Raw genomic sequence first — 12,473 nt, forward strand, 5'->3', positions numbered from 1 at the left:
CCTTTGCCTGTATTCATCACGGTAGGGGGCCCGGGTTGATCGCCGTTGATCAGTGGGCTTTGTTGTAACTGGGATAAAGCAGGGAGTGTGCCAACCCTGTTTCCTGTACCGGCCTCTTCGCGGGCACGCCCGCTCCCACAGGGTTCTCCACGTTTATTCAGACCTGTGCAGTACCTGTGGGAGCGGGCGTGCCCGCGAAGAGGCCAGTACAGCAAATGCACATTCCAAGTGCATCACTCCCCATCTTGGAGCACATCAATACACATCCCGCCGATACCGCTTGGCCCTGCCCAGCGCTTCGACATAAGCCGCAGCCGCCGCTGCATCCATGCTGCCATGCTCGGCGACGATGACCCGCAACGCCGCATCCACATCCTTGGCCATGCGCTGCGCATCGCCACACACATAGAAGTACGCGCCCGCCTCCAGCCACTGCCACAACTGCGCGCCGTGCTCGAGCATGCGCTGCTGCACGTAGACCTTCTCGGCCTGGTCGCGCGAGAACGCTGTGTCCAGGCGCAAGTGCCCTGCAGCCTGCCAGGCCTGTAGCTGCTCCTGGTAATAGAAATCGGTGGCCGCGTACTGCTCGCCAAAGAACAGCCAGTTAGCCCCTTTCGCCCCACGTGCCTCTCGTTCTTCGAGAAAGGCCCTGAACGGCGCAATTCCGGTGCCGGGGCCGACCATGATCACCGGCACGCTGTCGTCCTCGGGCAGGCGAAAGTGCTTCGACACCTGCGGGAAGATGGCAACCTTCAGCGCCTGCGCACGGTCGGCAAGGAAGCTTGAACACACCCCTTTGCGCGCGCCATAGCGCACCGTGGACACGGTCAGGTGCACCTGCTGCGGGTGCGCCAGCGGGCTGGAGCTGATCGAGTACAGGCGCGGCTGCAAGGGCTTGAGCAGCTCCAGCCAGCTGGCCAGCGGCAGTTGCTGGGGGAAGGCGCGCAGCACATCGACCAGTTGCCGCCCCCACAACCAGTCCTGCAGCTCGGCCTTGCACTCGGGCTGCAGCAGGCGCTGCAGGTCCGGGGCATTGCCGGCGAAGGCCTGCAGCTGCTGCGTGGTGACCTTGGCGATTTCCAGGTGCGCTTGCAGGGCTTCGGTCAGCGGCATGGCGGGCTGGCCTTTCAGTTCGACCATGGTCTGGCCATCGAGCTGTATCAGCGCCAGCAGCTCGTCGACCAGGGCGGGACAGTTACGCGGCCACACGCCCAGGGCATCACCGGCGGCATAGGTGAAGCCGCTGCCGCTGAGGTCGAACACCAGTTGACGGGTTTCCTTGGTAGCACCCGGGCCGTTCAGCAGGCGGTTTTCCAGCAAGGTGGCAGCCCAGGGTTGCTGCTTGCCATAGGCCGCCACGGGCGCAGGCTCGGTGACCGGTTGCGGTGCAGCAGCGCTGCTTAGCGTGGGCAGCAGCGCATCCAGCCAGGCGGCGAAGGCGTCGTCGAAGTCCGGCTCGCAGTCCACCCGCTGCAGCAGGCGCCGCCCGCCCAGCTCGGCCAGGCGTTGGTCGAGTTTGCGGCCAAAGCCGCAGAACTGGTCGTAACTGGAGTCGCCCAGGGCCAGCACGGCAAAAGGCAGTTCGGCGCAGTGGGCGCCCTCCTCGCCCTGCAAGGCTTGCCAGAATGCCGCTGCGCTGTCGGGCGCGTCACCATCGCCAAAGGTGCTGGCGATCAGCACCACGCTGGCGGCGCCCTGCAGCTGGCGCGGGCTGACCGCTTCCATGCAGCTGAGCTGCACGTCGAGGCCGGCACCGCGCAGGCGCTCGGCACAGCGTTCGGCCAACAGCTCGCCGTTGCCGGTTTGCGAAGCCCACAGCACCTGGTGCCGTGGTGCCATCAACGCCGCATCGGGCAGCACCGCCGGCTGGGCGAACAGCCCGGCCAGCAAGCCATCGACGAACAACCGGCGGTTGGCGGCCAGCGGCGCACTGGCCGGCAGACAGGGCACGCCCTCGGCGCGAGCCTGGTCCAGGCCCAGCAGAAAGCCTTGCAGGTAATGGCGCTCTTCCTCGGCCAGCACCGGAGCTGGCAGGGTGTCCAGGCCAAGCAGACGGGACAGGGTGGCGGTCGGCATGCGGGCAGGCTCCGGATTGGCAGTGTTCAGATCAAGGGCTTCGATGCGCTCACCGGCAACCCGCTCCAGGGTCACGGCACAATGCTTGAACGCCGGCTGCAGCGACAGCGGGTCGACCGCATCGCAGGTCACGGCATTGATCGCCAGTTGCTCGCCGATCAGGTCGTTCCAGTGGAACGGGGCAAAGCAGTTGCCCGGCATGACCCGGTCGCTGATTCGCGCGGGCAGCACGGCCTGCCCGCGGCGCGAGCGAATGGCCACCTGGTCCTTTTCGGCAATGCCCAGCCGGGCGGCATCGTCGCGGTGGATTTCCACGAAGGGGCCGGGCTCCAGCTTGTTCAGCGCCGCTACCTTGCCGGTCTTGGTCAGGGTGTGCCACTGGTGCTGCACGCGGCCGGTATTCAGCACCATGGGGTAATCGGCATCCGGCAGCTCCGCCGCCGGCAACCAGGGCCGGGCGAAGAAGCGGGCCTTGCCGCTGGCGGTCGGGAAGGCCAACACCGGGCACTCGCCCTGGGCATCGCGCAACAGCGTCTGGCTGCTGCCGTCGTTGCGATAGCGCAGCGGGCTGCGCGGGTTGTCGCGGCCCGGGGCGCAGGGCCACTGGTGTGGCTGCTCGCGCAGTTCGGCATAGCCGATGCCCCGCAGGTCGTAGCCGGTGACCGGGTTGTGGAAGCGGCGGATTTCCTCGTACACAGCTTCCGCATCGGGGTAGTCGAAGGCGTCGGCATAGCCCATGGCGCAGGCGACCCGGGCGATGATCTGCCAGTCTGGCAGGCTCTGCCCGGGCGGTTCGACGGCACGTGGCATTAGGGTGAGGTTACGCTCGCTGTTGATCATCACGCCCTCGCCTTCGGCCCAAAGTGCAGCCGGTAGCAGGATGTCGGCGTAGCGGTTGGTCTCGGTGTCGAGGAAGGCATCCTGGGTAATTACCAGTTCGGCCTGGCGCAGGCCGTCGATCACCTGCTGGCGGTTGGCGACACTGGCCACCGGGTTGCTGCAGATGACCCAGCAGGCCTTTACCGCGCCGCTTTTCATCTGCTCGAACAGCGCCACCGTGCCCTCGCCGCCTTCGCTGCGCAGGCTGCCCGGGGCCAGTTGCCACTGCTGCTCGACGAAGGCTCGGTCTTGCGCTACCAGCGCCGAACGCTGACCTGGCAGGCCGGGGCCCATGTAGCCCATCTCGCGGCCGCCCATGGCATTGGGTTGGCCGGTCAGCGAGAACGGCCCACTGCCGGGGCGGCAGATAGCGCCCGTGGCCAGGTGCAGGTTGCAAATCGCATTGGTGTGCCAGGTGCCGTGGATGCTCTGGTTCAGGCCCATGGTCCAGCAGCTCATCCAGTTGCTGGCGCTGCCGATCCATTCGGCGGCCTTGATGATGTCGGCCTCGGCCAGCCCCGTGACGGCTGCCACCCGGTCAGGGGTGTAGTCATCGAGAAAGGCCGGCAGTTCGTCCCAGCCTTCGGTGTGGCGGGCGATGAAGTCGGGGTCGGTGTGGCCGTTACGCAGCAGCAGGTGCAGCAGGCCGTTGAGCAAGGCCATGTCGCTGCCGGGGCGCACCTGCAGGAACAGGTCGGCCTTGTCGGCGGTGGCGCTGCGCCGCGGATCGACGACGATCAGCTTGGCCCCCGCCTTGACCCGATCGAGCAGGCGCAGGAACAGGATCGGGTGACAGTCGGCCATGTTGGCGCCGATCACCAGGAATACGTCGGCGTGCTCGAAGTCCTGGTAGCTGCCGGGCGGGCCATCGGCACCGAGCGACAGCTTGTAGCCGCTGCCGGCACTGGCCATGCACAGGCGCGAGTTGGACTCGATGTGGCGGGTGCGGATAAAGCCCTTGGCCAGCTTGTTGGCCAGGTACTGCGCCTCCAGCGACATCTGCCCGGACACGTACAGCGCCACGGCGTCGGGGCCGTGCTGGTCGATGATGCCGCGCAGGCGCGCAGCGGCGGCGGCGATGGCCTGGTCGATACCGGTACGCGCTGGCTGCTGGCTGCGCTGCTGGCGCACATAGGCATCCTCCATGCGCCCGGCGGCGCTCAGCGGCAGGTGTGCGGTGAGGCCTTTGGTGCACAGGCGGCCGAAGTTGCTGGGGTGCTGCTTGTCGCCGCTGATCTTGCCGACCTTGCCATCGGCGACGCTCATGACGATGCCGCAACCGACGCCGCAGTAGGGGCAGACGCTGCGCACTTCGCTGTTGGCCATGGGCGGGCTCCTGTAGGTAACGCAAAAAGGCGCCGGCTGCCCCTGCTTGCTGGGCAAGCGGGGCAACACGGCGCCTTTGTCGTGAAGTTTTGTGGGCTGTCGACGTTGATAGCCCTGGATGGAGGTGAAACAGCAATTTATGGGCCAGCTGTGCCGCCCCTTTCGCGGGCATGCCCGCTCCCACAGGGATATCGCAAGGCCTGAGGGCGGTGCTGCACCTGTGGGAGCGGGCGTGCCCGCGAAGAGGCCGGTACAGGCTGTGCACCATGCGATGGCAACCCCGCACCCCATGGCGCTATGCTGGGGCACATTCCAGCATGAGCCACTGCCCTCCCCCCATGTCCCAGGTGATTATCAAGACCCCCGCCCAACTTGAGCTGATGCGCCGCGCCGGCCAGCTGCTTGCCCAGGTGTTCGCCGACCTCGACAGCTTCATCCGCCCCGGCGTAACCACCATGCAGATCAACGACCGCGCCGAGGCGTTCATCGTCGGCACGCTCAAGGCCCGCCCGGCGAGCAAGGGCCAGTATGGTTTCCCCTATGCGCTCAACACCTCTGTGGACCATGTGGTGTGCCATGGCATGCCCAAGGTCGATGAAGTGCTGAAAGAAGGCTCGATCATCAACGTCGACATCACCCTGGAACAAGGCGGCTATATCGCCGACTCGTCGAAGATGTACAGCATCGGGCCGATCAGCGATGAGGCGCAGCGCTTGGTAGACACCACCTATGACGCGCTATGGAAAGGCATCGAACAGGTACGCCCCGGGGCTACGCTGGGTGATATCGGCCATGCCATCCAGACCCATGCCGAAGCGGCGGGCTACAGCGTCGTACGTGAGTATTGCGGGCATGGCATTGGCCAGCAGATGCATGAAGGGCCCGAGGTGCTGCACATTGGCCAGCGCGGGATGGGCCTGAAGTTGAAGCCGGGGATGGTGTTTACCATCGAACCGATGATCAACCAGGGCGGACGCGGGACGCGCACGCTGAAGGATGGCTGGACGGTGATTACCCGCGACCACAGCTTGTCAGCGCAGTGGGAGCATACCGTGGCGGTGACCGAGGATGGGGTCGAGGTGCTGACCTTACGGGAAGAAGAGCGTCGCCGCTGAGATTGCCGGGGCTGCTTTGCAGCCCATTCGCCGGCAAGCCAGCTCCCACAGGGATAGCGTATGGCTTGAGATCAATGCGGTCGAGGTGGGAGCTGGCTTGCCGGCGATGAGGCCCTGACAGGCAATACAAGATAGTTTTTTGCTCAATGCAGAAACAAAAAAAGCGACCCTAAGGTCGCTTTCTCTGTTACTTCCGGGTGTTCAGTAGGCCCTGGAAGTGGAATATGGCGCAGCGGACGGGACTCGAACCCGCGACCCCCGGCGTGACAGGCCGGTATTCTAACCGACTGAACTACCGCTGCGCTAAACATCGAGTGGTGGGTGATGACGGGATCGAACCGCCGACCCTCTGCTTGTAAGGCAGATGCTCTCCCGGCTGAGCTAATCACCCATGTCTCTCGGTGTGGCGCGCATTCTACGGGCGACTTGGCGCTCTGGCAAGCACTTATCAAACTTTTTGCAGATTTCGCGAAAACACCAAATCGCAGGCACAAAAAAAGCGACCCTGAGGTCGCTTTCTCTGTTACTTCCGGGTGTTCAGTAGGCCCTGGAAGTGAAATATGGCGCAGCGGACGGGACTCGAACCCGCGACCCCCGGCGTGACAGGCCGGTATTCTAACCGACTGAACTACCGCTGCGCTAAACATCGAGTGGTGGGTGATGACGGGATCGAACCGCCGACCCTCTGCTTGTAAGGCAGATGCTCTCCCGGCTGAGCTAATCACCCTTCGTCTCGGTGTGGCGCGCATTCTACGGACGACCCCGTACCCTGGCAAGCACTTTTTTAACTTTTTTCAAAAAAAACCTCAGGCCTTTCAAAGACCTAGCGTTGCCACGTGCATCTTTACATTCAGCTACAGCTACTGGCACTCCGACAGGGTTGGCCTGAGAGCACCGCTCGGAGAATAATGCCCGCCTTATGCATTAAGGAGAGATTGCCCCTCATGTGGTTCAAGAACCTGCTGACCTACCGTCTGACCCAGGAAGTCCCGTTCGAGCCTGAAGCGCTGGAAGCGGCCCTGGCCAGCAAGCCGGCCCGCCCCTGCGCCAGCCAGGAGCTGACCACCTATGGTTTCGTCGCGCCATTCGGCAAGGGCGAAGACGCTCCCCTGGTGCATGTCAGCGGCGAGTACCTGCTGATTGCCGCGCGCAAGGAGGAACGCATCCTGCCCAGCAGCGTGGTCAACGACGCGGTGAAGGAAAAGGTCGAAGAGATCGAGACCGAGCAGATGCGCAAGGTCTATAAAAAGGAACGCGACCAGATCAAGGACGAGATAATCCAGGCCTTCCTGCCGCGCGCGTTCATCCGCCGCTCGATGATCTTCGCCGCCATCGCCCCGCGCCTGGGCGTGATCCTGGTCAACTCGGCCAGCGCCAAGCGTGCCGAAGACCTGCTGTCGACCTTGCGTGAAGTGATGGGCTCGCTGCCGGTGCGCCCGGCCACCGTGAAAATCGCCCCGGTTGCCACCATGACCGAGTGGGTCAAGTCGCAGGAAGCTGCCGAAGGCTTCTATGTGCTGGACGAGTGCGAACTGCGCGACACTGCCGAAGACGGCGGCATCGTGCGCTGCAAGCGCCAGGACCTGACCGGCGAGGAAATTCAGCTGCACCTGAGCACTGGCAAGGTGGTCACCCAGCTGGCCCTGGCCTGGCAGGACAAGCTGTCGTTCATTCTGGATGACAAGATGGTGATCAAGCGCCTGAAGTTCGAAGAGCTGCTGCAGGAGCAGGCCGAACAGGATGGTGGCGATGAGGCTGCGCAACAGTTCGATGCCAGCTTCCAGTTGATGATGATGACCTTTGCCGAATTCCTGCCGGTGCTGTTCGAGGCGCTGGGTGGAGAAGAGATTCCGCAAGGGGTCTGACTGGTTTTGAAATGCCGGTGCTGGCCTGGGAGATATCCTCAGACCGTACTGGCCCTTTCGCGGGCTTGCCCGCTCCCACAGGTACACCACAGCTTCTGAGTACTGTGGTGTACCTGTGGGAGCGGGCAAGCCCGCGAAGAGGCCAGTGAAATTCTTGAAGCGATAAAACAAAAAGGAATTGCCCCCCATGCGTGCCCTCGCCACCCTCAGCCGCTTCGTCGGCAATACCTTCGCCCTGTGGGTGCTGGTGTTCGCCGTGATGGCCTTCCTGCAACCGCAATGGTTCATCGCCCTGAAGGTGGCCATCGTGCCGCTGCTGGGCCTGGTGATGTTCGGCATGGGCCTCACCCTCAAGCTCGATGACTTCGCCGCCCTCGCCCGCCAGCCCTGGCGGGTGATGCTGGGTGTGGTCGCGCACTTCGTGATCATGCCGGGCATGGCCTGGCTGCTGTGCCAGCTGTTCCACCTGCCGCCGGAAATCGCCGTGGGCGTGATCCTGGTTGGCTGCTGCCCGAGCGGCACGGCATCGAACGTGATGGTCTGGCTGTCCCGTGGCGACCTGGCGCTGGCGGTGGCCATCGCTGCGGTGACCACCCTGCTCGCCCCGCTGCTGACCCCGGCGCTGATCTGGTTCCTGGCCTCGGCCTGGCTGCCGGTGTCCTTCATGGACATGTTCTGGTCGATCCTGCAGCTGGTGATGCTGCCGATCGTGCTCGGCGTACTGGCCCAGCGGCTGCTTGGCGCGCGGGTGCAGGCGGCGGTGCAGGTACTGCCGCTGGTGTCGGTGGTGAGTATCGTGATGATCGTGTGCGCGGTGGTGGCGGCCAGCCAGGCGAAGATCGCCGAGTCAGGGCTGCTGATCATGGCGGTGGTGATATTGCACAACAGCTTCGGCTACTTGCTGGGGTACCTGACCGGCAGGCTGTGCAAGCTGCCGCTGGCACAGCGCAAGTCGCTGGCGCTGGAGGTGGGCATGCAGAACTCCGGGCTGGGCGCGGCACTGGCGGCGGCGCATTTTTCGCCGCTGGCTGCGGTGCCGAGTGCGTTGTTCAGCGTTTGGCACAATATTTCCGGGGCGCTGCTGTCTACCTGGTTCCGGCGCATGGGGGAACCTGTGACAGAAGCCGAAGGTGGGGAGCCGGCCAGGCATTGATGTTGCCTGAACTGGCCCCTTCGCGGGTAAACCCGCTCCCACAGATACTGCACAGATCTGAAAATTGTGGAGATCCCTGTAGGAGCGGGTTTACCCGCGAAGAGGCCCGCGCAGGCTTGCCCAGAGCGCTGCATATGTGCACCATGGCACCCACTGTGAGGACGACCTCACGACGCACAGCGTGACCATTCCGGGGACGGCCCCATCATTCACAACGATGGAGACGCACCATGTCCTGGATCATCCTGTTCTTCGCCGGCCTGTTCGAGGTCGGCTGGGCCGTCGGCCTGAAATACACCGACGGCTTCAGCAAACCACTGCCCACCGTCCTCACCGTCGCCGCCATGGCCATCAGCCTGGGCCTGCTGGGCCTGGCCATGAAAGAGCTACCGCTGGGCACCGCCTATGCCATCTGGACAGGCGTCGGCGCCGTCGGCACGGTGATCGCCGGCATCATCCTGTTCGGCGAGTCCATGGCCCTGGTACGCCTGGTCAGCGTGGCGCTGATCATTACCGGCCTGGTCGGCCTGAAAGTCAGCGCCAGCTGACGCCCTTCCCTAGCGAAGGTTGCCGCGCAGGCGGCTGACCTGCTCACGCAAGGCTTCTGGCTGCGCCGCCTCCACCGGGATGGCGGCGCCTGCCACGATGGTCACCCGCGACCACAGGCGCTTGAAAAAGCCCTTGGCCGGGTCACGACTGAAGAAGCTGCCCCACAGCCCCTGCAAGGCCAACGGAATGACCGGCACCGGGGTTTCTTCGAGGATGCGGTTGACGCCGCCCTTGAACACGTCGATTTCGCCATCCCCGGTCAGCTTGCCTTCAGGGAAGATGCATACCAGCTCGCCATCGGCCAGGTACTCGGCAATGCGCGCGAAAGCACGTTCGTAGATGGCCAGGTCTTCGTTGCGCCCGGCAATCGGGATGGCGCCTGCGGTGCGGAACACGAAGTTGAGTACCGGCAGGTTGTAGATCTTGTAGTACATGACGAAGCGGATCGGCCGGCGGATCGCCCCTCCCAGCAGCAGCGCATCGACGAACGACACGTGGTTGCAAACCAGCAGCGCCGCGCCTTCGTCGGGGATGCGTTCGAGGTCGCGGTGCTGCACGCGGTACATCGAATGGCTGAGCAGCCAGATCAGGAAGCGCATGGTGAACTCGGGCACGATCCTGAAGATATAGGCGTTGACCGCGATATTGAGCAGCGATACCACCAGGAACAGTTGCGGGATGGTCAGCTCGGCCAGGCCCAGCAGGATGATGGTGAGCACTGCCGACACCACCATGAACAAGGCATTGAGGATGTTGTTGGCCGCGATCACCCGGGCGCGCTGGTCTTCGGCGGTGCGGGCCTGGATCAGTGCATACAGCGGTACGATGTAGAAGCCGCCGAACACCCCAAGGCCGACGATAGACAGCAGGATCCACCAGGCCTGGCCCATGCCCAACAGCGCCAGCCAGTCGTGCGGGGCCGCCGCAGCCGGCACATCGCCGGAGTGCCACCACCAAAGCAGGCCGAACAGGCTCAGCCCGAACGAGCCGAACGGCACCAGGCCGATTTCCACCTTGCGCCCGCTCAGCCGCTCGCACAGCAGCGAACCCAGGGCGATCCCCACCGAGAACAGGGTCAGCACCAGTGTCACCACCGTGCCGTCACCGTGCAGCCAGTCCTTGGCGTAGGCCGGGATCTGCGTGAGGTAGATGGCACCGACGAACCAGAACCACGAGTTGCCGACGATCGAGCGCGACACCGCCGGCGGCTGCCCCAGGCCCATGCGCAGGATCGCCCACGACTGCCTGAAGATGTTCCAGTCCAGCGGCATTTGCGGTGAAGCGGCAGCGGCCCGCGGGATCCAGCGGCTGGCCAGGTAACCGAGCACGGCGGTGCCGACCACGCCACCAGCCACCACGGTGGCATAGCTGTCGGCCGACATCATCACCCCGGCGCCGATCGTGCCGGCGAGGATGGCCAGGAAGGTACCGGTTTCCACCAGCCCGTTGCCGCCGACCAGTTCTTCCTCGCGCAGGGCCTGCGGCAGGATCGAGTACTTCACCGGGCCGAACAGCGCCGAGTGGGTTCCCATGCCGAATAGCGCCACCAGCATCAGCGCCAGGTGGTTGGTGATGAAGCCGAGCGCGCCTACCGCCATGATCGCGATCTCGGCCAGCTTGATGGCCCGGATCAGCGCATCCTTGGCGAACTTCTCGCCAAACTGCCCACCCAGCGCAGAGAACAGGAAGAACGGCAGGATGAACAGCAGGGCGCACAGGTTGACCCAGATCGAACGGTCGCCGTCGCCCAGGCTGAGCTTGAACAGGATCGCCAGGATCAGCGACTGCTTGAACAGGTTGTCGTTGAAGGCACCCAGCGACTGGGTGATGAAAAACGGCAGGAAACGCCGCTTGCCGAGCAAGGTGAATTGCGAGGAGTGACTCATCGTCCTTGGTCCTGAGGGCTTTTCAATTGGAGGCGCGCAGGGCGCGACAAGCCACAAATCTGCATGGGAAATGCACTGACTGGCAAGCGCGGTGATTCTGTAGCAAGCCTGTCCCGGCCTCATCGCCGGCAAGCCGGCTCCCACAGGTACCGCACATGGCTTGAGATCAATGCGGTCGAGGTGGGAGCTGGCTTGCCGGCGATGGGCTGCAGAGCAGCCCCCATTTGTCATATGCTCCGATTCGGCTATTCCACAACAAGGACGTGGCAATGCTCGCCGCCATCAAACGCTACCCGCACACCGTGCGCCTGCTGCTCGGCACTACCTTCACCCTCACCGTCGCCCGTGCCCTTACCCTGCCCTACCTGGTGGTGTACCTGGCTGACAACTTCCAGCTGCCGATCAGCCAGATCGGCCTGCTGATCGGTGGTGCGCTGATCATCGCCTCGCTGCTGAGCCTGTATGGCGGCCACCTTGTGGATACCTTGCGCAACCACACCCTGGTCAGCGCCAGCACCCTGCTGTTTGCCCTGGCTTTCGTCGGCGCGGTCGCCAGCAACTCGGCGCTGCTGTTCTTTATCTGCCTGGTACTGATCAACCTGGCCCTGGCAGTGGTCGACATCGCTGCCAAGGCGGGCTTCTGCGCATTGCTACCGGTGGAGGCACGGGCCGAAGTGTTCGCCATCAAGTACACCCTCAGCAACGTCGGCTACGCCGCCGGCCCGCTGCTGGGCGTGGCCATGCTGGAGCTGAACGACCATATGCCGTTCATTGCCTCCGCCCTGCTCGGCCTGGGTATGTGCCTGACCTACTGGCGCCTGGGGGACCGCGGCCTGCAGGCCAGTGTGCCGGACAAACCCGGGGTCGGCTTTGGCCAGGTGGCGCTGGGTCTGGCCCGTGACCGACGGCTGATATGCTTCACCCTGGGCGGGGTGCTGAGCGCGGTAGTATTCGGCCAGTTCACTGCCTACCTGTCGCAATACCTGGTGGTAACCAGCAGCCCGGCCGAGGCGGCGCGCCTGATCGGTTACCTGGTGACCACCAACGCGGTGACGGTGATTGCCCTGCAGTACCTGATCGGCCGCCGCATCAGCCGCCAGCGCCTGATGCCCTGGCTGCTGGCCGGCATGGGCCTGTTCATCGCCGGCCTGCTGGGCTTTGCCCTGGCCGGTTCGGCGCTGGCGTGGTGCCTGGCGATGCTGGTGTTCACCCTGGGCGAGATCATCGTGATCCCGGCCGAGTACATGTTCATCGACCTGATCGCGCCGGAGCACTTGCGTGGGGTGTATTACGGCGCGCAGAACCTGTCCAACCTCGGTGCGGCGCTTGGGCCGGTGATGGTGGGGTTTGCCCTGGTACATCTGTGGCCGGGGGCGATCTTCTACCTGCTGGTGTTGTCGGTGATACTGGCGGGGGTGTTTTATTGGCTGGGTACCCGCAAAGGATGATGTCTGCTCTGCTGGCCTCTTCGCGGGTGAACCCGCTCCCACAGGGACAGCGCCCCTTTCAAAGCCTGTGCAGTAACTGGACTGCCCCCAAAAAGTTGGACAGTTTAAGCTGCCGCCTGGGTCCTGTACTCGACAGGGCTCAGGCCATTGAGCCTCAGCTTGATGCGGTCATGGTT

The 12,473-nt window shown here is 64.3% G+C and carries 8 protein-coding genes and 4 tRNA genes; 5 read left to right on the forward strand and 7 right to left on the reverse strand.

The genetic code is table 11. From position 1 onward, the window contains the following. Window positions 1-255: 255 nt before the first annotated feature. Complete coding sequence (locus tag CAG18_RS23350; RefSeq protein ID WP_085721658.1) at window positions 256-4,281, reverse strand: bifunctional nitrate reductase/sulfite reductase flavoprotein subunit alpha; 4,026 nt, start codon at window positions 4,279-4,281, stop codon at window positions 256-258. Between the two features lie 266 nt (window positions 4,282-4,547). Here CAG18_RS23350 and map point away from each other — a divergent pair, with 266 nt between their 5' ends. Further along, on the forward strand, window positions 4,548-5,396 hold the full coding sequence (map, locus tag CAG18_RS23355) for a type I methionyl aminopeptidase (RefSeq protein ID WP_085721659.1): 849 nt from the start codon (window positions 4,548-4,550) through the stop codon (window positions 5,394-5,396). 225 nt (window positions 5,397-5,621) lie between these two features. Here the strand turns inward: map and CAG18_RS23360 are convergent. The 4 genes from CAG18_RS23360 to CAG18_RS23375 form a co-directional block, all read right to left on the reverse strand. Beyond that, window positions 5,622-5,698, reverse strand: a tRNA-Asp gene (locus tag CAG18_RS23360). A gap of 13 nt (window positions 5,699-5,711) precedes the next feature. Further along, a tRNA-Val gene (locus tag CAG18_RS23365) sits at window positions 5,712-5,787 on the reverse strand. A 170-nt stretch (window positions 5,788-5,957) separates the two neighbouring features. After that, window positions 5,958-6,034 (reverse strand) — tRNA-Asp (locus CAG18_RS23370). Between the two features lie 13 nt (window positions 6,035-6,047). Next, window positions 6,048-6,123, reverse strand: a tRNA-Val gene (locus CAG18_RS23375). Window positions 6,124-6,340: 217 nt separating this feature from the next. Between CAG18_RS23375 and rdgC the strand changes: the two genes are divergently transcribed. The 3 genes from rdgC to sugE all read left to right on the forward strand — a co-directional run bounded on the left by rdgC (window position 6,341) and on the right by sugE (window position 8,962). Continuing rightward, a complete protein-coding gene (gene rdgC, locus CAG18_RS23380; RefSeq protein WP_013971401.1) occupies window positions 6,341-7,261 on the forward strand; it encodes a recombination-associated protein RdgC in 921 nt (306 codons plus the stop codon). Window positions 7,262-7,448: 187 nt separating this feature from the next. After that, window positions 7,449-8,414: a bile acid:sodium symporter family protein gene (locus tag CAG18_RS23385; protein ID WP_085721660.1), complete on the forward strand. Its 966-nt coding sequence runs from the start codon at window positions 7,449-7,451 to the stop codon at window positions 8,412-8,414. A gap of 230 nt (window positions 8,415-8,644) precedes the next feature. Next, window positions 8,645-8,962 carry a quaternary ammonium compound efflux SMR transporter SugE gene (gene sugE / locus CAG18_RS23390; protein ID WP_009686221.1) on the forward strand — a complete coding sequence of 106 codons (318 nt, stop codon included), beginning with the start codon at window positions 8,645-8,647 and terminating at the stop codon, window positions 8,960-8,962. 9 nt (window positions 8,963-8,971) lie between these two features. On the opposite strand, the gene CAG18_RS23395 is transcribed toward sugE, so the two are convergent. After that, window positions 8,972-10,849 carry an MFS transporter gene (locus CAG18_RS23395; RefSeq protein ID WP_015269262.1) on the reverse strand — a complete coding sequence of 626 codons (1,878 nt, stop codon included), beginning with the start codon at window positions 10,847-10,849 and terminating at the stop codon, window positions 8,972-8,974. A 269-nt stretch (window positions 10,850-11,118) separates the two neighbouring features. Between CAG18_RS23395 and CAG18_RS23400 the strand changes: the two genes are divergently transcribed. Next, window positions 11,119-12,297, forward strand: coding sequence for an MFS transporter (locus tag CAG18_RS23400; RefSeq protein WP_085721661.1), 1,179 nt, complete (start codon window positions 11,119-11,121; stop codon window positions 12,295-12,297). Between the two features lie 104 nt (window positions 12,298-12,401). Here CAG18_RS23400 and CAG18_RS27595 read toward each other — a convergent pair. Continuing rightward, window positions 12,402-12,473: IS3 family transposase (locus CAG18_RS27595; protein WP_371807316.1), on the reverse strand; the 72-nt coding region annotated here is incomplete at its 5' end.

Origin of the sequence: Pseudomonas sp. B22(2017) (assembly GCF_002113105.1) — a bacterium.
GTDB classification, from domain to species: Bacteria; Pseudomonadota; Gammaproteobacteria; order Pseudomonadales; family Pseudomonadaceae; genus Aquipseudomonas; species Aquipseudomonas asiatica.

What these genes read in the sequence shown, in the direction of transcription:
- CAG18_RS23350 (WP_085721658.1), bottom strand. Translation starts at nt 4,281, where the DNA reads ATGGCCAACAGCGAAGTGCGCAGCGTCTGCCCCTACTGCGGCGTCGGT.
- CAG18_RS23395 (WP_015269262.1), bottom strand. Translation starts at nt 10,849, where the DNA reads ATGAGTCACTCCTCGCAATTCACCTTGCTCGGCAAGCGGCGTTTCCTG.
- CAG18_RS23385 (WP_085721660.1), top strand. Translation starts at nt 7,449, where the DNA reads ATGCGTGCCCTCGCCACCCTCAGCCGCTTCGTCGGCAATACCTTCGCC.
- rdgC (WP_013971401.1), top strand. Translation starts at nt 6,341, where the DNA reads ATGTGGTTCAAGAACCTGCTGACCTACCGTCTGACCCAGGAAGTCCCG.
- CAG18_RS23400 (WP_085721661.1), top strand. Translation starts at nt 11,119, where the DNA reads ATGCTCGCCGCCATCAAACGCTACCCGCACACCGTGCGCCTGCTGCTC.
- map (WP_085721659.1), top strand. Translation starts at nt 4,548, where the DNA reads ATGCGATGGCAACCCCGCACCCCATGGCGCTATGCTGGGGCACATTCC.
- sugE (WP_009686221.1), top strand. Translation starts at nt 8,645, where the DNA reads ATGTCCTGGATCATCCTGTTCTTCGCCGGCCTGTTCGAGGTCGGCTGG.